At 74.2% G+C, this 19,370-nt stretch carries 10 protein-coding genes; all 10 read right to left on the bottom strand.

Annotation, left to right across the window (positions count from 1 at the left end):
• Positions 1 to 134: 134 nt before the first annotated feature.
• The 10 genes from FRAQA3DRAFT_RS05405 to FRAQA3DRAFT_RS05360 all read right to left on the bottom strand — a co-directional run bounded on the left by FRAQA3DRAFT_RS05405 (position 135) and on the right by FRAQA3DRAFT_RS05360 (position 19,259).
• Complete coding sequence (locus FRAQA3DRAFT_RS05405; RefSeq protein WP_009738054.1) at positions 135 to 1,505, bottom strand: acetyl/propionyl/methylcrotonyl-CoA carboxylase subunit alpha; 1,371 nt, start codon at positions 1,503 to 1,505, stop codon at positions 135 to 137.
• On the bottom strand, positions 1,505 to 2,140 hold the full coding sequence (locus FRAQA3DRAFT_RS05400) for a biotin/lipoyl-containing protein (RefSeq protein WP_009738053.1): 636 nt from the start codon (positions 2,138 to 2,140) through the stop codon (positions 1,505 to 1,507). The genes FRAQA3DRAFT_RS05405 and FRAQA3DRAFT_RS05400 overlap by 1 nt, the downstream gene beginning before the upstream one ends.
• Complete coding sequence (gene accD, locus FRAQA3DRAFT_RS05395; protein WP_009738052.1) at positions 2,137 to 3,921, bottom strand: acetyl-CoA carboxylase, carboxyltransferase subunit beta; 1,785 nt, start codon at positions 3,919 to 3,921, stop codon at positions 2,137 to 2,139. Before accD ends, FRAQA3DRAFT_RS05400 begins: the two co-directional genes overlap by 4 nt.
• Entirely contained in the window at positions 3,918 to 5,606 is a 1,689-nt protein-coding gene (locus tag FRAQA3DRAFT_RS05390; protein WP_009738051.1) for a PfaD family polyunsaturated fatty acid/polyketide biosynthesis protein, read from the bottom strand. The genes accD and FRAQA3DRAFT_RS05390 overlap by 4 nt, the downstream gene beginning before the upstream one ends.
• Positions 5,600 to 7,771, bottom strand: coding sequence for a beta-ketoacyl synthase (locus FRAQA3DRAFT_RS05385; RefSeq protein WP_009738050.1), 2,172 nt, complete (start codon positions 7,769 to 7,771; stop codon positions 5,600 to 5,602). Before FRAQA3DRAFT_RS05385 ends, FRAQA3DRAFT_RS05390 begins: the two co-directional genes overlap by 7 nt.
• Positions 7,768 to 14,388, bottom strand: a complete 6,621-nt coding sequence (locus tag FRAQA3DRAFT_RS05380) for a type I polyketide synthase (protein ID WP_009738049.1) — start codon at positions 14,386 to 14,388, stop codon at positions 7,768 to 7,770. Before FRAQA3DRAFT_RS05380 ends, FRAQA3DRAFT_RS05385 begins: the two co-directional genes overlap by 4 nt.
• A gap of 43 nt (positions 14,389 to 14,431) precedes the next feature.
• A complete protein-coding gene (locus tag FRAQA3DRAFT_RS05375; RefSeq protein WP_009738048.1) occupies positions 14,432 to 15,034 on the bottom strand; it encodes an SGNH/GDSL hydrolase family protein in 603 nt (200 codons plus the stop codon).
• A gap of 46 nt (positions 15,035 to 15,080) precedes the next feature.
• Positions 15,081 to 16,316, bottom strand: a complete 1,236-nt coding sequence (locus FRAQA3DRAFT_RS05370) for an NAD(P)/FAD-dependent oxidoreductase (protein WP_009738047.1) — start codon at positions 16,314 to 16,316, stop codon at positions 15,081 to 15,083.
• Positions 16,317 to 16,476: 160 nt separating this feature from the next.
• Entirely contained in the window at positions 16,477 to 18,183 is a 1,707-nt protein-coding gene (locus FRAQA3DRAFT_RS05365; RefSeq protein WP_009738046.1) for a long-chain fatty acid--CoA ligase, read from the bottom strand.
• Between the two features lie 134 nt (positions 18,184 to 18,317).
• Complete coding sequence (locus FRAQA3DRAFT_RS05360; protein WP_009738045.1) at positions 18,318 to 19,259, bottom strand: LysR family transcriptional regulator; 942 nt, start codon at positions 19,257 to 19,259, stop codon at positions 18,318 to 18,320.
• Positions 19,260 to 19,370 lie beyond the last annotated feature (111 nt).

Genomic DNA, 19,370 nt, shown 5'->3' with positions numbered 1-19,370 from the left:
GCGGGTTTTCTGTCGGTGGTGGAGGGGACGATGTTCCGGTCCGATGATCGACGACACCCCTGACCCGGTGATCACCCCCGGAACCGCCCAGCCAAGGCCGGAGCCGGCAGCGGGCCGGGCCATCGGCCGGTCGGTTAGGCCACCCGGGGCTCGACTGGGGCCAGGAGGGTCTCGGCGAGCGAGGTGTCGTGCTCGGCGGCGCGGAAACGCGGGTGGTCGAGCGCCTCGGCGAGGAAACCGGCCGTCGTGGCCACGCCGGCGCCGACGACCCGGGTCTCGGCGAGCGCACGGCGCATCCGGGCGATCGCGCCGTCGCGGTCCGGTGCCCAGACGACGACCTTGGCCAGCAGCGAGTCATACAGCGGTGGGATCCGGTAGCCGGCGGTCAGGTGGGTGTCGACGCGGACGAACGGGCCGCCGGGCAGGTCCAGTTCGGTGACGAGGCCCGGGGTGGGGCGGAAGTCCCGGGCGGGATCCTCGGCGTTCACCCGGCACTCGATCGCCACGCCGCGGGCGGTGACGTCGGACTGCGTGTAGCCGAGCTCCTCGCCCGCCGCGACCCGAAGCTGCTCGGCGACCAGGTCGAGGCCGGTGACCATCTCGGTGACCGGATGCTCGACCTGCAGCCGGCAGTTGACCTCCATGAAGTAGTAGGCCCCGCGCGCCGGGTCGTAGAGGAACTCCACGGTGCCGGCACCGACGTAGCCGGCCGCGAGCACGGCGCGCACCGCCGCTTCCCCCACCTCGGCGACGCCGCCCGGGTCCACCCCGGGCGCCGGGGACTCCTCGACGAGCTTCTGGTGGCGCCGTTGCAGCGAGCAGTCCCGGGCGCCCAGGTGGATGCCGTGGCCGTGGCCGTCGCACAGCACCTGGATCTCGACGTGGCGGGCGGATTCGAGGTAGCGCTCCAGGTACAGCCGGCCGTCGCCGAACACGGCCAGGGCCGCCGCGCGGGTCTCGGCATAGGCGGCGGGGAGGTCGGCGCGGTCGTGGACGACGCGCATCCCACGACCGCCGCCACCGGCGACCGCCTTGAGGATCAGCGGGTAGCCGATGTCGCCGGCGAGCGCGAGGGCGGCGTCGGGGCCATCGAGGGCGTCGCGGCTGCCCGGCAGCAGCGGCAGGCCGGCGTCGCGCATGATCCCGCGGGCGAGCGCCTTGTCCCCCAGCCGGGCCATGACGTCGGCCGGCGGCCCGATGAAGACGATCCCCTCGTCCTCGCAGACCTCGGCGAACTCCGGGTTCTCCGACAGGAAGCCGTAGCCCGGATGAATCGCCTCGGCGCCGCGGGTCCGGGCGGCCTCCACGACCGCCGGGATGTTCAGGTAGCTGCGCTTCGCCGGCCCCGGGCCGACCTGCACCGACTCGTCGGCCAGCCGGACGGCCGCGGAGTCCCGGTCGGCGGCCGAGTGCGCGACGATCGTGCGGATGCCGAGCTCGCGGCAGGTGCGCACGACTCGCAGCGCGATCTCGCCGCGGTTGGCCACCAGCACGCTCGTGAACATCAACGGCTCCCGTTCGGGGCCTGGTCCAGCGGCGCGAGCAGGAACAGCGGCTGGGCGTGCTCGATGGCGGTGGCGTCCTCGACGAGGATCCGCACGACCCGCCCGGGAAGCTCCGCCTCGATCGGGATCATCAGCTTCATCGCCTCGACGATCGCGACCTGCTGCCCGGCGCGGACCGTGTCGCCCTCGGCGACGAACGGCGCCTTCCCGGGCTCGGGCGCCCGGTAGAACATGCCTACGGACGGAGAGACCAGCGGGAACGTCCCGGTTTCCTCGGGCGCCGCCAGCTCACTGGGCTGCGCAGCCGCGGCCGGGGCGGCGGGCACCGCCGCGGGTGCTGCCGGGGCCACGGGGGCGGTGGGCGCGGCCCAGCGGGTCCGCGCGGGCGCGACCGGTGCTTCCGCGAACCCCGGGCCGGCGCTCGTCCAGCCCATCTCGACGCTGACATCGCCGGCCGACACGCGGACGTGGCTGGGCGCGACCCGTGCCCGCACGGACAGCTCCAGCACGTGCGCGCCGAGCACCGCGACCACGGCGTCCACGGCCGGTGCGGGCACGCGGCGCTCGCCGCCGTCCGGGTCGACGTCCCCGGTCGTTCCCGTCACCTGGTCGATTGCCGTCGAGTCGGTCGTCATCGGGTGGCCTCCACGTTCCGGTCGGGCTGGGACTCGCGCGCGTCGCCGCTCGGCGCCGGCGCCGTCACCGGTGCAGGCGCCGCGACGCCGAACTGGCGGAACCTGGCGCGCCGGCGCGTCACCAGGTTCATCTGGTCCAGGGGCAGCAGGTCGGCGAGCGCGCCGCGCAGCGCCTCGCGCAGACGGGCGGCGGTCCCCGCCGGGTCGGCGTCGGCGCCGCCGTCGGGTTCGGGGATGACGCCGTCGACGACGCCGAGTCGCAGCAGCTCGCGGGAGTCGACCCGCAGGGCGGCGGCGGCCGGCGGCGCGGCCGCCGGGTTCTTCCACAGGATCGCCGCGCAGCCCTCCGCGCTGATCACCGAGTAGACGGCGTTCGCGCACATCAGGACGCGGTCGGCGAACGCCAGCGCGAGCGCGCCGCCGCTGCCGCCCTCGCCGGTGACCACGGCGACCACCGGCACCGGCAGCCCGGCCATCAGCCGCAGGTTCTCGGCGATCGCCACGGCCTGGGCCTGCTCCTCGGCCTCGACGCCGGGGTAGGCGCCGGCGGTGTCGACGAGGGTGATCACCGGCAGCCCGAGCTTGGCGGCCAGCCGCATCACCCGGGCGGACTTGCGGTAACCGGCCGGGGTGGGCATCCCGAAGTTGCGGTAGCGCAGCTCGTCGGCGGTGTGGCCCTTCTGGGTGCCGAGGACGGCGACGGGCACCCCGTCGAGCCGGCCCAGGCCCGCCACCAGCGCCGGGCAGTCGGCCGACATCCGGTCGCCGCGCAGCTCGGTGAAGTCCTCCAGGATCATGTCGACGTAGTCCAGCGTCGTCGGCCGGCCCAGCCGCCGGGCGGCGCGCACGCTCTCCCAGGCGTCGCGGCGCGGGAGCAGCTCCGGGTCGGTGACGAGCACCGGACCGGCGCGCCCCGCCTGCCGGGGGATGCCGCCGGCGCGCCGGCTCGACACCGACAGCAGCCGGGCCAGGTTCGCCCGCAGCTCGTGACGGGGACTGATGAGGTCGACGACGCCGTGGGTCAGCAGGAACTCGGCGGTCTGGAAGTCCTCGGGCAGGGACTGGTGGATGGTCTGCTCGATCACCCGGCGCCCGGCGAAGCCGAGCCGCGCACCCGGCTCGGCGATGATCACGTCGGCCAGCGTCGCGAAGGAGGCCGCCACACCGCCGAAGGTCGGATCGGTGATCAGCGAGACGGTCAGGATGCCGGCCTCGTCGAGCTGGCCGAGGGCCTGGCTGGTCTTGGCCATCTGCATCAGGGCGATCGCGCCCTCCTGCATCCGGGCGCCGCCGGAGGCGGTGACGGTCAGCAGGGGGGTGCGTTCGCGCAGGGCGAGCTCGGCCGCCCGGGTGAACACCTCGCCGACGGTCGCGCCGAGGCTGCCGCCCAGGAAACGGAAGTCCATCACGACAACCACGACGGGATTGCCGTCGATGGTGCCGCGCGCGCACGCCGCCGCCTCGTCGAGGCCGGTGCTCGCGCGGGCGTCGCGCAGCCGGTCACGGTAGGGGCGGGTGTCGGTGAACTCCAGCGGGTCGCCGTCGATCGCCGGCACGTCGACCGGCTGCGCCGAGTCGGCGTCGAGCAGCAGGTCGAGGCGCTGGTGAATGGTCATCGGGGCGTGCCAGGAGCAGTCGGGGCAGACCCGCCCGTCGCGGGCGAACCGCCGCTCGTAGAGCATCGCGCCGCAGCCGCCGCAGAGCAGCCAGGACGACCCCGAGCTCCGCCGGGGGGTGGGCTCGGCCGTGGTGGGCTCGGCCGTGGTGGCCTCGATCGTCATGGTCGGCTGCCTCTCCTGACGGCTGTCTCGGACGATTCGTCGGCGGCCGGCGGCGCGGGCAGGTACCCGGCGGCGGAGGCGGGCAGGCGCAGCCCGGCCGCACGCAACGCCGCGACGCGGTCGGCGTAGGCGGCCCCCCGCATCAGGTGGGTGGCCAGGTCGACGACCCGGCGGTTACCCACCTGCGCCAGGTAGGTGCCGGCGACCCAGCCGTTGAAGGCCCCCATCGCCGGCCCGCACCACACCTGGTAGTCCGGGGCACGGTCGGCTTCCCCGGCGATGCTCCAACCCGAGGAACGCCCCAGGTACCAGCGGAACACCAGGGCCATCCGCCGCCGCGGGTCGTCCGCGGCCCGGGTGATCTGGTCCGGGTCGCGCTCGGAGAAGTACCGCACGCAGTCCTGCCAGACGTCGTCGAGCGAGCGGCGGAACACCCGGGTCTCCAGGGTGGCCCGGAGGTCGGCGGGCAACGCGTCGACGCCGTCGTAGGTCCGGTAGAGCTCGTAGAGCTGGCGCGCCCGGCCGGGGAACAGGGTGCCGCGGCGCAGCACCTGGACCTCCACGCCGAGCTCGAACATGTCCGCGGACGGCGCCATCACCGTGTCCGCGACCCCGGTCGCGGCCAGCAGCCGCTTCGTCGTGTCGGACTGGTCCGCCTCGACCGAGCTCTGGTTGATCGAGCCGGTGACGACGTAGGCGGCGCCGAGGGCGAACGCCGCCGCCGCCGCGGCCGGCGTGCCGATGCCCCCGGCCGCGCCGACCCGCACGGGTACGGCGTACCCCTGCTCGCGCCGGATCCGCTCGGCGAGCGCGAGCAGCTCCGGCAGCAGCACCAGCAGCGGCCGGCGGTCGGTGTGGCCGCCGGAGTCCGCCTCGGCGGTGAGGTCGTCGGCGAGCGGCACCGCGCGGGCGAGCTCGGCCTGCTCGGCGGTGACGTCGCCGGTCTCGACGAGCCGGCGGACCAGCTCGGGCGGCGCCGGGCGCAGGAACCGTTCGGCGACCTCGGCCCGCGACACCTTGCCGATCACCCGGTTGCCGGCCTCGACCTGCCCGGACCGGTCGCGGCGCAGGCCCGCGAGGCGGTAGCGGACGAGCTGCGCGGTGGGCTCGACGAACGCCGACGCCTCGACGCAGCCGACATGGTGACGCAGGCAGGCGTCGATGGTGGCGGCCTCCAGCGCCGGTTCGCTCGGGCTGTGGATGAGGTTGCAGGCGAAGGCGTTCCCGCCGGCGTCCCGGCCGATCGCGGCGAGCGCGGCGTCGACCCGGGCCGGCAGCACGCCGGCGGCGCCGAACGAGGCGAGGTAGCCCTCGCGGGCGAGGGCGGCGACCATCCGGGCCGAGGCGATGCCGTTGGCCATCGCCCCCGCCATGTAGGCGTACCGGACGCCGTGGGCGCGGCGGAACTCCGGGTCGCCGAGCGCGTGGGCCGGGCGCGGTCCGACGGCGGCGAGCACCTGGCCGCCGCCGGCGACCACCCGGCTCACCTGCGCTGCGTCGGTGCTCGTCCGGACCTCCCGCCCGTCACGCAGCACATAGCAGGGCAGGTCGAGGGCGAGCAGGTCGCGCTGCACCTGTGCCAGACCGCCGGGGGTGGTGGGGCTCGCGGGGGTGGTGGGGCTCGCGGGGGTGGTGGGGCTCGCGGGGGTGGTGGGGCTCGCGGGGGTGGTCGTGGGCGTCACCATGGCGCGGCTCCGTCCGTGCGCAGTTCGACGGCGACATCGATGAGTTCGTAGATGCGCAGCCCCGGCTTCCAGACGCTGGCGTCGGCGGTGACGCGGACCCGGCCGGGGGCGCGGCGGATCTCCTTGAGATGCACCTCCAGGCGGGTCTCGCCGTCGGTGGGCAGGAACTGCCCCCGGTACTTCCAGGTGAACGGCGCGTCCACCGGCAGCACGAAGGCCGGATCGACCAGGCCCTCGGCGTACGGCGAGTCGAGCAGCCACTCCTGCATCGCCTGGATCACCGTCTCCACCCCGAGCGAGCCGGGGATCACCGGGTCGAGGTGGAAGTGGCGGGCGAAGAACCAGTCATCGGGGTCGATCGTGCGCACGGCGTGCAGGTAGCCCTCGCCGTAGCGGCCGCCGCCGTCGACGACGTCGAGGGTGTCCAGCAGCGCGAGGTGGCCGCGGGCGCACAGCCGCGCGGCCGGGTCCGCGCGCCGCGCCGCGACGTCGAGCGTGCGGGTCGCCGGCCGCGGTGAGGTGGCGTCGAGCCAGGTCGGCACCGAGCGGCCGGCGTCCAGGCCGGTCTGGTTGGCGAGCGCGGCGTCGCTGAAGTAGCCGAACATCGTCTCGCCCTCGTAGAACGGCTCGCCGTCGGCCGACAGCGTGTAGGCGAAGCTCTGCAGCGACGAGCCGGGCATGTCGGTGGTGGACAGCAGCGTCGAGTGCTGGCGGATGGTGGCGTCGCGCAGGTCCACCTCGCGCAGCACCCGCGCGGTCCCGCCGAGGTTGCGCAGGCTCACCGACGCCGCCGGGTCGCCGAGCGTCGCCCCCAGGTAGTAGCCGACCATGAGCGCCGCCTGCAGCGACGTCTCCATGTAGACGCAGTTCGGCATCGAGGCGTTGGCCGTGTCGGCGAAATACCAGGAGTCGGCCGGCGCGTCGTATTCGGTGACGTGCCAGGCGCCGCCGGCCAGCGACGCCGGGTCGCCGCGGGTGCCGTGGACCTCCAGCACCCGGTCGACGAGCAGCAGTCCGCCCGACGGCAGCCGCGTGGCCTTGCGGCCGGTGTAGCCGGCGAACTCCGGGCCGAGGGCGATGGCCTGGTCGCCGCGGCAGAAGTGGGCCATGTGGAACTCGCTGAGCATCGCCCGGTCACCGAAGCGGTTGGCGCGGCCGAGCCAGACCGGCGTCGTCCCGCCGGGCCCGGGCCCGACCGGCCGGCCGTCGCCCTCCCGCAGGCCGACGGCGACGTCGGTGACCCGGGCGAGCACCTCGCCCCGGCCGACCACGCGGATCTCGGCGTCGGCGCGCAGCGCGGGCCGCGGCACCAGGTCGATGTCGGTCACCTCGACGACCAGCTCCACCTCGCCGGCCGCGGCGCCGATCGGGTCTGGGCCAGCGAGCTCGAGCAGGGCTCCCGCGCCGTCGACGAAGTGCGCGTCGAGCAGGCACAGGTGCAGGCCGAGGTACACCGCGAACAGTCGGGCGGCCTGGGCGGCGGCCTCGACCAGGCCCTCGCCGTGCGGCGCGGGGCCGACGAGCCGGGCGCGGACCAGGCCCCGCCCGCAGCGGCCGCCGCGCAGCTCGACGGCCTCGACGGAGGCCAGCAGCAGCCCTCCGGCGGCGGCGAGGCGCACCGAGCGGTCGTGGCCGTCGGTGTCGTAGGGCGCGCCGAGGACGTCTGCGATGCCGCCCCGTGCCAGCCGGTCGAGGTCGGCGGGTCCCAGCGCGCGCACGGCGCTGCGGGCCAACGGCTTGAACGACGCCTCGGTCGTGACCCGGGGCCGCGCCGGTGCGGGGGGCAGTCCCACGGGCGCCGCGGGAGCTCGTGGGAGGGCGGGGGCCGGTGGGAGGGCGGGGGCCGGCCCGACCGGACGTGCCGACGCGCCGTCGAGCCCGGCCAGCACGCGCAGTTGCAGCGCGGCCTGGGCCCGCAGGGCGCTCGCATGCGCCGTGACGGTCGTCGCGCGCAGTTGCCGGATCAGCTCGGTGGGGTTCGTCTCGGTGGGGTTCGTCTCGGCGGGGTGGGTCTCGGCGTGGGGGGACGGGGCGGACTGGGAGGGAGGCGGGGATTGCGCGGAGGGCGGCGCGGCGGCGGGACCCGGGGCAGGTGCGGCGAAGGCCAGCGGGTCGAACGGTTCGCCGACGAAGTCGAGGCGCTCGGCCTGGTCGACCACGGTCATGACTGGACGTCCTCGTTCTCGGTCGAGGTGCTGTTCTCGGTGAGGGGCTGCCGCCAGGCCTGGACGGCCTCGGCGAACTTCGCCGCCATGCCGGCCGTGGCGGCGACCATGACATCGGTGAACCGCACCAGGACGGCGCCGTCCGGGGTGCAGGCGGTCGCGCTGACGGTCGCCGTGCCGCCGCCGTCGTCCACGCGCGCCCGGTCCAGCACGAGGACGAACGGCGCGGCGTCGGGCAGGGGGTGGAAGTACTCGGCGCGGCCGATGCCCAGCGGCAGGCAGGCCTGGCCGAGCAGGGCCTTGCCGAGCACCGGCGGCCCCTGCAGGAGCACGTCGGCGAGGACCGGGCTGTGCAGCGCCCCGCCGAACGCGGCGCGCAGGTCCTGGTCGTCGTCGAGCTGGCATTCGAGGACCAGCCGGTCGCCGGTCCGCGCCAGCACCCGGCGCATGCCCTGCAGGCGCGGGGCGTGGAACTGGGTGCCCTCGGTGTAGAGGTCCAGGGCGTCGGGCGGCCCCTCCCCCAGCCGGTAGCCGGGCCAGCCGGGCAGCGCCGGGCCGGGTCGCGCCGGATCCGGTTCGGTGGCGGCAAGCAGGAACGTCGCCGCGTAGTGCGACACGGGCAGCCGGCCGGAGCCGTCGGCGCGGACCGCGACGCGGACCAGCAGCCGGCCCGCCTCGCCCGGGACAGCGGGCTCGGCCTCGACCCGCGCGCCGTCGGGCGACGCGCCGTCGAAGACGATGCCCTTGTGCACCGCGAAGTCGCGGACCTCGACGACGCGGCGGCCCGGGTGGGACCGTTCGACGACGTTGATCATCCAGCCGAGGCCGAACGTCGCCGGCAGCACCCGGTGAGCCCCGATCCGGTGGGCGGCGATCACGGGATGGTCGACGATCGGGCTGAGCGGCCGGCGGGCACGCACGGCCGGCCCGCCGGCCGCAGTCGGTTCCGCCAGGGAGCGGCCCGGCCCGACGAGGACGCACACCTCGTCGGCGCGGTCGGGCCGGAACGCCTCGGCGAAGGCGCGGGCGCCCGCGTCGGGGGGCAGCAGTTCGACGCCGCGCGCCTGGAACAGCTCCCGCAGGGCGGGGGTCACCATGCCGCCGTCCCAGGCGCCCCAGTCGATGGCGGTGACGTGCCAGTCGGGACGGTCGTGCTTCATCGCCGCGGCGACCCGGCACAGGGCCTCGTTGGCGGCGGCGTAGTCGGCCTGGCCGAGGTTGCCGTACAGCCCGGCGACGGAGGTGAACAGGATCAGGTGGCGCAGCGGGGCGCCGTCCAGGGCGTCGAGCAGCGCGCGCAGCCCGGTCAGCTTCGGTGCGAACACCCGGGCCACGTCCGCGGCGGTCTTGGCGGGCAGCAGCGCGTCGGCGAGCACCCCCGCGCCGTGCACGACCCCGGTGACCTGCCCGCGCACCCCGCCGAGCGCGGCGCGCAGGGCGCCGGCGTCGGTCACGTCGACCGCCACGTACTCGGCGCGCCCGCCGGCGGCGGCGATCGCCGCCACCGTCGCGCGGATCTCGCGCTGGGCCAGCAGCCCCTGGTAGATGCGTTCCACCTCGCGGGGGGTGGGACGGGTGCCCTCGGCCCGCAGTCGGTCGATCACCACGGTCTTGAGGTCGTCGTCGGCGACGCCGGCGGCCCAGTCGGGCTCGTCGGCCAGGGCCGACCGGCCGAGCAGCACGAAGCGGGCGGCGGCGCGCTCGGCGAGGGCGCGCACGCACAGCGCCGTGACGCCGCGCGCCCCACCGGAGACGACGAGGACGTCGTCCGCACCGATGGTGACCGCCGCCGCAGCGCCGTCGGAGGCGGCGTCACCGGGGGTCGTGCCGGCCGGGTCGGCCGGGTCGGCCGCCGCGAGGGGGTCGAACAGGCCGGGGACGACGGTCCGGCGCACCGAGGCGGCGTCGATGCCCACCTCGGGGGTGTCTCGGGCGACGTCGTGGAGCTCGGCGTCGAGCAGCTCGGCGACGGTCTCCCCGGCGAGGCCCGGCGCGAGGTCGACGGCCCGGCAGAACAACTCCGGAGTCTCGGCGGCGAGCGTCTTGACGACCCCGCCGACCCCGCCGAGCAGGGACGCCGCCGCGCCGGCCGTGCCATGGTGCCCCAGCCCGCCGTCGAGGCGGGTGATGGTGACGAACGCGGCGCGGGAGCCGCCCGCGGCGGTCGCCGACAACGACAGGTGGGCGTGTCGGGCGACCAGGACGGTCTCCGCGAGCACGGCCACGGAGTGGTCCCAGCCGCCATGATCCCGGTCGGCGCGGTCCCGGTCGGCGCGGTCCCGGTCGGCGCGGTCCCGGTCGGCGCGGTCCCGGTCGGCGCGCGGGGTCAGGACCGTCAGGGCGAGGTCTGTCCTCCCCTCGAACGCGGCGGCCAGGGCCCGCTCGACGTCGTCGGAGGTCGGCACGGCCGGGCCGCCGGGCGTGGCGGCGGCGAGGTCGGCCTCCCGCACGGTCCACCCCCGCGTCCGCAGGCCGTCGAGAATCGGTCCCGCACCCGGGTCGCCGCGATGGACGACGACGGCCACCGGCGACTCGGCGTACGGGCGGTCGAGCCGGTCGACTCCGGGCAGGGTCACCAGCCGGACGGTCCGGCGCGGCGCCCCGGCCGGCTCACCGGCTTTTGGGTCGACACCACCTGCCTCCGGGCCGCCGAACCCGGCCGGTGATCCGGATGATCCGGGCGGCGCGGCGGCGACGAAGTCGGCGATCTGATCCAACGTCCGCAGCTCCGCGAGCTGCTCCGGACCCACCGTCGGCGACTGCGGGAACCGCTCCCGCAACGCCCCCAACACCTGCACCCGCTTGATCGAATCGACCCCGAGATCCGCCTCCAGATCCATCCCGGTATCGATCATGTCCGCCGCATAACCCGTCTTCTCCGCCACCACCTCGACCAACGCACCCCGCACCGCCTCACGATCAAGGACACCGGCGCCAACGCCGGCGCCGGGGGCGGGGGCGTCCGGCGTGGTCGGCTGGGCCGGTATCGGAAGCTGGGCCGGGAGGGTGGTCGGGGCCGGGGTCGGGGTCGGGGTCGGGGTCGGCGGAAGCTCGCGGGGAGCGGCCGGCGCCGACCCGAAGGACCCCGGCAGGGTCGGTCGGGGTCCGCCGGCCAGCGTCGGGGCGCCGGGGTCGGCCGTTGCCAGTTCGAGCGCGGCAAGCTGAGCGAGCACCTCGTTGGCACGGGTGTGGGTCTGGCCGATGGCGATGCTCTGGCCGGCCACGGTGGCGACCGCGTCGGTGAACCGCTCGTCGGTCTGGCCGCGGCGCTGGTACTCCTGCAGCGCGCCGACCAGGCGGTTGGCCACGTCGAGCTGGCTTTCCAAGTAGACGGCGTGCAGGTTGACCTGTTGGGCGAGGATGTCCGCGCCGGCGGGCAGACCGGCTGCCCCGCCGGCCGAGAGGGGCCCCGGGTGATGGGCGGCCACCGCCTCGGGCAGGTGCCCGGCGCCGTTGCGGCCCGCGCGATTGGTACCGGCGCCGTTGACTCCGGCGCCGTTGACTCCGGCGCCGTTCACGGGTGCGTGCTCGAGCAGGGCGGCGCCGGTCAGGCTGTGGTGCGCGCCGGCACCGTTCGCGCCGGCACCGTTCACGCCAGCGCCGGCCACGCCAACGCCGTTCACCTCGGCGCCGGTCGCGCCGGTAGGGACGTATTCCACCGTGGTCACCTCGGACGTGAGCTCGGCCCGGGGGGCGGGCAGGGCGGGCGCGGCGGGGGCACCCGCGGCGGTGATGCGGTAGCCGTCGTCGAGAGCCGCGGCGTAGGCCGCCCGGCGCGCGGGCGGGGTGTACTCGGGCGCGGACAGGGTCACCGTCGGGCCCTTGGCGGGGATCGCCTCGAACGGGTCGGCCTGGTAGCGGTTGAGGCCGGACAGATCCACGCCGAGCACGGCGAGCTGGACGGCGGCCTGCTTCAGGGCGACGTCGGAGTTGCCGAGAGGGCCGGCGTCGGTGGGGACCGTCACGACGTCGGCGTCGGGGAGGATCTGGCGGACGAGCCGGGTCAGCACCTGCTTCGGGCCGAACTCGACGAAGATGTCGCAGCCGGCGGCGTGGGCGGCGCGGACCGCGTCGACGAACTCGACCGGCTCGAGGAGCTGGCGGGCAAGCACGGCGGCGTTGGCGGCGCTGTCCGGGCCGTAGCTCGCGCCGCGGGTGTTCGGGTAGACCGGCACGGCCGGTTCGGTGACGGGGACCGAGGCGAGGGCCGCGGTGAACCGGTCGACGGCGTGCGCGACGTAGCGGGTGTGGAAGGCGGCGGACACCGGCAGCGGGCGGGCGTCGAGTCCCTGCTCGGCGCAGCGGCGGACGAACGCGGCGACCGCGTCCGCGGGACCGCCGACGACGACCTGCTCGGGGGCGTTGTGGTTGCAGATGACCAGGTCGGGGTGCTCGGTCAGCATCGCCGCGACCCGGTCGCGGTCCGCGGGGACGGCGGCCATGGTGCCCCGGTCGGCGCCGGCGTCGCCCGCGGGCGGCGCCATGGCCAGGCCACGTTCGCGGGCGAGGCGGAAGAATCCCGCCGCGTCGAGCGCGCCGGCGGCGTGCAGCGCGGTCAGCTCGCCGAAGCTGTGGCCCAGGTAGCCCGCGCAGCGCAGGCCGAGCTCGCGCAGGTAGCGGAACTGGCCGACGGACAGCGCGCCGATCGCCGGCTGGGCGTGTTCGGTGGCGCGCAGGGCCACCTCCTGCTCCTGGCGCAGCGCCGCCTCGAACACCGGCGGCGGGAAGACAATCGGCGCGAGCCGCCGCTCGGCGCCGTCGAACGCGGCGTTGGCCTCGTCGAAGGCGGCGCCGACCGGCGGGACGCCGAGCGCGGCGTCGAGGCCCATGTCGAGGTACTGGCTGCCCTGCCCGGCGAACAGCCCGGCGACGGTGATGTTCTCCCGGGCGGCGCGGCGGAAGTGGATGCCGCGGGGGTGCGACCACTCGGCCGCGTCCGGGGACCGTTCGAGCTGGGAGATCGCGATCTCGCGCAGCTCGTCCACGGCGTCGTCGTCCGGGGCGACGAAGCCGACCCGGGCCGCGTCGACCGGGATCGGCCCGTCGACGCTCGGCGCGCCCGCGCGCAGCAGCTCCAGCAGCGCGGGAGCGTCCGGGGCGTGCCACAGGTGCGCGCGAGCGGTGCGGTGCAGCGCGCGCACCGCCGACCGGTCGCCCGAGTCCTCCTCGAGGACCACGTGGAAGTTCGTCCCGCCGAAGCCCATCGCGGACGCGGCGGCGCGGCGCACCGGCCGGTGCGGGTCGCGGATCCACGGCCGGTTCGCGACGTTGACGTAGAAGGGAGCGTCGGTGAAGTCGACGGCGCTGTTGGGCCGCTCGACGTTGATCGTCGGTGGCAGGACCTTGTGGTAGAGGCCGAGGGCGAGCTTCATCAGGCTGGCCGTGCCGGCGGCGCCCTTGGTGTGGCCGATCTGGGACTTCACGCTGCCCAGCGCCGCGTAGTTGCGCTCGTCGCCGGCGTCGCGCAGCAGGCCGCCGAGCGCGGTGAGCTCCGTGCGGTCGCCGACCGCCGTGCCGGTGGCGTGGGCCTCGAACAGCTCCACCGACGCCGGAGAGCAGTCGGCGTCGTGGTAGGCGCGTTCCAGCGCCACCCGCTGCCCCTCGGCGCGGGGGGCGTAGATGCTCTTGGACCGGCCGTCGCTGGACGAGCCGATCCCGCGGATCACGGCGTAGATGCGGTTGCCGTCGCGGCGGGCGTCGGCGAGCCGGCGCAGCGCCAGCATGCCGATGCCCTCGCCGAGCAGGGTGCCGTCGGCGTCGTCGGAGAAAGGGCTGATCGTGCCGCTCTTGGACAGCGCCTGGACCTTCGAGAAGCACAGGTAGATGAAGATCGTGTTCTCGGTGTCGACGCCACCGGTGATCATCGTGTCGGCCCGGCCGTCGACCAGCTCCGCCACGGCGAGGCGGACCGCGGACAGCGACGCCGCGCAGGCCGCGTCGACGGTGGTGTTCATCCCACCGAGGCCGAGCCGGTTGGCGACCCGGCCGGCCACCACGTTCGCGAGCAGGCCAGGGAAGGAGTTCTCCTCCCACGGCGCGAAGGCTTCCACGTACTTGCGGCTGATCGCGTCGGCATCGGCCTCGCTCAGCCCGCAGCTGCGCACCGCCTCGCGCAGCACCGGCGTGGACAGCCGGGCGGCGAGCGGATGCATGAGCGGGACCGGGCCGGTCGTGCCCAGCACGACGCCGGTGCGCGCCGAGTCGTACCAGTCCGCGGCCGCGCCCGCGGCGTCGCGGGCGCCCGCGTCGCGCAGCACGTCACGGGCGACGCCGAGGCTCAGGGTCTGCATCGTGCTGGTGACCTCGAGCTGGTTCGGCGGCAGGCCGAACTCCAGCGGGCTGAACTCGACGTCCGGGATGAAGGCGCCGCGCCGCGAGTAGGTCTTGTCCGGCGAGGTGGGATCGCTGTCGTAGTAGTCGTCCAGGTCCCACCGCGAGGGCGGCACCTCGGTCGTGCAGTCGACGCCGTCGACGACGTTCTGCCAGTACTCGCGGTGGTTGCGGGCCATCGGGAACAGGCCCGACATGCCCACGATCGCGATCGGGGTCCGGGCGAGCCGCCGGTCGTCGAAACCGTCGGGCTCGGACGGGCTCGGGGGGAGCGCTGGCTTGGTCACGATGTTCCCTTCACTGCCGGACGACGCCGGCGGACGGTGCGGCTCAGGCGGCCGTGAGCCAGGACGCGCGCTCGACGAGGTCCGCCATCTGCTCGGCGAACAGTCGATGTCCCTCGGAGTTCGGATGCAGGCCGTCGGGGCTCCACAGCCGCCGCCCGGCCCAGTCCTCGCGGGCGGCGATGTCCAGGTGCAGCGTCCCGGTCGCCTCGCACACCTCGCGCAGCACGGTGTTCGCGAACGCGAACCGCTCGCGCAGCAGGCCGCGGAACTCCTCCGGCAGCGGCAGGTTGGCGGGGATGTCGGGGTAGCTGGCGGTGAACACCGTGGTGTCCAGGCCCGCCAGCGACCGGAAGATCGTGTCGAGGTTGCGGGCGAACCGGTCGGGGTCGTAGTCCTGGACGAGATCGTTGACGCCGACCACCACGCCGATCAGCGGCGACTTGCGCGCCAGGGCGGGGCGCAGCTGCCGGTCGACGACCTGCTGCGTGGTCGTCTGGTAGGCGCCGAGGTTGCGGACCTCGCGGGCGGCCACGCCCATCCGCCGGGCGAATCGGCTGGCCCAGCCGATGTAGGAGCCGTCGGCGGCGACGTCACCGCGGCCCTCGACGAAGCTGTCACCGAGGGCCGTGAACCTGACTGCGGGCATCTGCGGACCTTTCGTGGCGGTCGGCGGCGCGGCGGCGCGGCGGCGCTCAGGAACGAGTGAGAATCCTCCGGTCGGCCGGCATGTTGACGTCCTCGTACAGCCGCTCGAGGTTCGCCGGGGCGAAGAACTCCTCGCCGGGAATGCCGCCGGCGATGAGGCCGAAGAACTTCGTCGTGTACTCCGGGCTCATGCTGGTCGCCCGGAAAACGGAGTCGTAGTAGGGGGTGAGGCTGAGTTCCGAGAGGCTGCAGGTGAGTTCGAAGGTGCCGTTGCTCTCGGCATCACGGATCTTCGTGTACTCCTCGACCGCCTCGTCGATCGGGCGCGTTCCGGAAAGACCCTCGTGCAGCTTCTCCGCGAGCACCTCGGTGTACTTGAGCGCGTCGGTGATGCCCCAGCCGGTGAACGGGTCCTTGTGGTAGCCGGCGTCGCCGACCAGCGCCCAGCCGGGACCGGCGGAACGGCGGTAGTAGTTGTCCGGGTACGCCATGGCGCGGAAGTTCTCCGCCCGCTTTCCGTTCGTGCGCAGGTCCTCACCGAGTTCGGGCACGACCTGGTCGATGATCTCATGGAAGCTGCCCTCGACGTCCGCCCGGAACTCGCGCATCCGCTCCTTGCGGCGCATGACGGCGACGAGGTGCTGACCGGCGTGCGTCGGCCACGCGCCGAGCTGCTGCTGGCCGAAGCCGGTGCGGTGGTGGAACGGCCAGTCCAGCCCGCTGTAGTACGAGTAGTAGACGAAGCACGACGCGGGCACGGACCGGTAGATCTCGGCTTCGACCAGGCCCGCCACGGTCGAGTTGCGGCCGTCGGCACCGACCACGAACGTGGCTCTGAACTCGCGTTCCGGGCCGTCGCCGATGCGCCCGCGCACGCCGGCGGCGCGCCCCTCGGCGAAGATCAGGTCGGTGACGGTGAACCCCTCGAGGACCTCGGCGCCGGCTCTGCGCGCCTCGTCGACGAGGATCTCGTCGAGGATCGTCCGGCGCGGGGAGTAAACCTCGGTAATGCCGTCGATCGGGTCCGCGAAACCCTCGAGAAAGATGTCCGTGTAGGAGAATGTCAGATGCCGCATCGCCGGCGGACTGGTGGCGACGAGCCGGTCCAGAATGCCCCACTCCTTGAGTCGGGACAGGCCGGCCTGGTGAATGTAGTGCGTCGAGACGGTGTCGCTCGGAAAGGTGGCTCGGTCCACCACGAGCACCTTGTGTCCGTGCCGCGCGAGCAGCATCGCCAATGGCGATCCGGCGCAGCGCGCACCCACCACGATGACGTCGTACATGGCATTGTCCTCCCGTTGTAGGCAGCCGGCCGCCGGCGGCGGCCGGCAGCGCAGCGTTCGGGCCGGCTACCGTGTCATGGTGCTGATCAGGAAGTTCGTCGGTCAACGGACCGGTCTACATCTCATCGGCCGATAAGTGCCGGCAATCGAGTGGCACGGATCACTGGTAAAGAAATGCGATCGCCTCGGTGAAATCCCGCTCGATGATCGAACGGCGAAGTTTCATTGAAGGCGTGAGATGTCCATTTTCGACCGTGAAGTCGGTGTCGAGCACGCGGAACTTCCGGATCGACTCGGCGCGGGAGACGAGGCTGTTGGCGTCGTCCACGGCGAGCTGGAGCTCGGCGAGCAGCCGAGGGTGCTCCCACCAGTCGGGCGCGGAGAGGCGGACGCCGTTCGCCGCGGCCCAGCCGGGGAAGGCGGCCTGGTCCAGGGTGATCAGGGCCGAGACGAACGAGCGGGCCTCTCCGACGACCATGCAGTTGCTGACCAGCCGATGCAGCCGCACCCGGTCCTCCAACGGCGTGGGCGCGACGTTCTTGCCGCCGCTCGTCACCAGGATCTCCTTGCGGCGCCCGGTGATGACCAGGTAGCCGTCGGGGTCGAGGTGGCCGACGTCGCCGGTGTACAGCCAGCGATCCTCGCCGGGACCGGTGGCGTCGCGGCCGACGGCGCGTTCGCCGGCCGACCAGTAGCCGGGCGAGACGTTGGCGCCCTGGACGAGCACCTCCCCGTCGTCGGCGATCGCGACCGTCGTCCCGGGAATCGGCCGTCCGACGGTCCCACGCCGGTTGGTGGCCGGGGCGTTCACCGTGACCGCGGTGGCGGCCTCGGTCAGGCCGTAGCAGTTCAGGACGTTGACGCCGGCGCCGGCGAAGAACGCCGCGGTCGTGTCGTCGAGCGAGGCACCGCCGCAGATCACCTGGGTCAGCCGAGCGCCGAACGCCGCGGCGATGGCGTCGTCCGGCAGGTCCCGCACCCGCTTGCGGATCTTCTCCAGCGCGTACGGCACGAGGGCCAGGAACGTCGGGCGGATCACCGGCATCGCGGGCAGCAGCTCGGGCACCCCGGGGAGCAGGATGGTGCGCGTCCCGGCGTGCAGGCAGGCGAACAGGATCGTCTGCCCGAACACGTGCGACAGCGGCAGGCACAGCGCCGTGGTGGCCTGCGTGCCGTCCTCGGCGGTGCCGAACAGATCGCCGGTCTGCTCCACGGTGCCCACCGAGGAGGCGAACATGTTGCGGTGGGTGAGCATGCACCCCTTCGGCAGGCCCGTCGTGCCACTGGTGTAAATGATCATTGCCAGGTCGTCGGCCCGGACCTTGCCGGCGCGCTGGGCGAACTCCTCGTCGAGTGCGGCCCGCCGCGCGCCGGGGTCGGTCGGGCCTCCCGCCGCGGCCACCCACTCGTCGACCTGTCCCAGGTTCCAGGCCGGGCGGCGCAGCCCGGCGGCGCCGGCCTCGCTGACCTGCCGCACCTGCTCGTCGGTCTCGGCGAACGCCCAGGCGGCGCCGGAGTCGGTCAGGACGTGGCGGACCTGCACCGCCGACGCCGTGGGGTACACGGGGACGATCACCGCGCCGACGCCGAGGGCGGCGACGCTCAGCAGCGCCCAGGGGTAGCCGGTGCGCCCCATGACGGCGACCCGGTCGCCGTGGCCGACCCCGAGGGCGAGCAGCTCGGCCGCCACCGTCCGGGCCTGCTCGGCGAACTCACCGCTGCTGATCTCGCGGATCGCCTCGCCGGGGATGTCGGTGCGGCCCAGCAGGGGCCGCTCGGGGTGCGCCTGGGCGCCGCCTTCGACCACGGACCAGATCCCCTGGTCGTCCGGCAGGGCGGTGCCGCCGGCCGAGGTGGATTTCTGCACGTGTCATCACCTTTCCGCGTAGCGCGGACGCGGCCCTCCGCACGGTGAAGTGCGTCAGACCTTTTCACGCCCGAGTCTCGGATTATTCCGGGAACCCGGCAAGGCGCTTTCCTGGAATGAACGGTCAGACTTTTCTATCGCCTCACTCTTGATTCGGCCCGGCCGTAGGCTGGAACCTGGAACGGCCGGGCCGCCTCGATACAGTCGACGAAGATATCCACCAGTGGCGCCGAGTTCGCCGCCCGCCAGACGACGTAGAGATCCAGGGTGGGGACCGGGTCGTAAAGCTGGACGGCGCACGGCCGCGGGCCCCCGACCGCGGAGCCGATGTGCAGGCCACGCGACACCGAGGCGAATCCGACCAGCGGTTTCACCGAGACGACGATCGCGGTCGCGCTCGGGTCGTCCACCTCGTGGGCGACCGACAGGGTGATGCCGCTGGCCTCGGCGGCCGCCTGGATCGCGTCGTACATCGCCGGGCTCTTCTCCCGGGCGAACAGGACGCACTGCTGGCGGGCGAGTTCCCCGAAGGGGATGCCGCCGCGACCCGCCCACGTGTGCCCGTGGCCGACGACCGCGACGAGAGGCACCCGGAACAGTCGCCGGGACTGAAACTCCGGCGAGGTCGGACGGCCGTAGACGATCGCGACGTCGAGATCGCCGGCGGCCAGCGCGGAAAGCTGCGGACCGGTGCGCTGCTCCACCAGCGTGACGCTCACGTCGGGATATTCGGCCGACATTTTCGTGAGCGCGGCCGGAACGACGTGCTGGCCGCCGGGGAAGTTGTACCCGACGCTCACCACCCCGGTTCGGCCGGCCGCGACCTCGCGGGCGGTGTGGGTGGCCTTGCGCATCTGTGAGATGATGGCTCGCGCCTCGGCCTCGAACGCCTTTCCGGCCGCGGTGAGCCGGACATCGTGCGACGTCCGCGCGACCAGCTCGACGCCGAGGCTGCGTTCCAGTCGTTGTAGTTGTTGGCTCAGGGATGGCTGCGAGAGATGTAGCCGAGCGGCAGCGCGGCCGAAATGCAGTTCGTCCGCGATAGCAAGGAAAGACACCAGGTGCCGCAACTCCATTGCCACCTCCACAGGGGCGTCGAGCGCAAGCCTAACGGTGTCAGATAACCCCTGGTGAACCGCGTCTTCCCGCCACGAGTCACCGGAGTGTCGGACGCCTGCCGGGGGCGT

It is taken from the genome of Frankia sp. QA3, assembly GCF_000262465.1.
In the GTDB taxonomy this organism is placed as follows: Bacteria; Actinomycetota; Actinomycetes; order Frankiales; family Frankiaceae; genus Frankia.
This window is presented reverse-complemented; position numbering and strand designations above follow the sequence as displayed.

Coding starts and splice junctions, on each gene's coding strand:
- FRAQA3DRAFT_RS05405 (WP_009738054.1), bottom strand. CDS start 1,505: ATGTTCACGAGCGTGCTGGTGGCCAACCGCGGCGAGATCGCGCTGCGA.
- FRAQA3DRAFT_RS05400 (WP_009738053.1), bottom strand. CDS start 2,140: ATGACGACCGACTCGACGGCAATCGACCAGGTGACGGGAACGACCGGG.
- accD (WP_009738052.1), bottom strand. CDS start 3,921: ATGACGATCGAGGCCACCACGGCCGAGCCCACCACGGCCGAGCCCACC.
- FRAQA3DRAFT_RS05390 (WP_009738051.1), bottom strand. CDS start 5,606: ATGGTGACGCCCACGACCACCCCCGCGAGCCCCACCACCCCCGCGAGC.
- FRAQA3DRAFT_RS05385 (WP_009738050.1), bottom strand. CDS start 7,771: ATGACCGTGGTCGACCAGGCCGAGCGCCTCGACTTCGTCGGCGAACCG.
- FRAQA3DRAFT_RS05375 (WP_009738048.1), bottom strand. CDS start 15,034: ATGCCCGCAGTCAGGTTCACGGCCCTCGGTGACAGCTTCGTCGAGGGC.
- FRAQA3DRAFT_RS05370 (WP_009738047.1), bottom strand. CDS start 16,316: ATGTACGACGTCATCGTGGTGGGTGCGCGCTGCGCCGGATCGCCATTG.
- FRAQA3DRAFT_RS05360 (WP_009738045.1), bottom strand. CDS start 19,259: ATGGAGTTGCGGCACCTGGTGTCTTTCCTTGCTATCGCGGACGAACTG.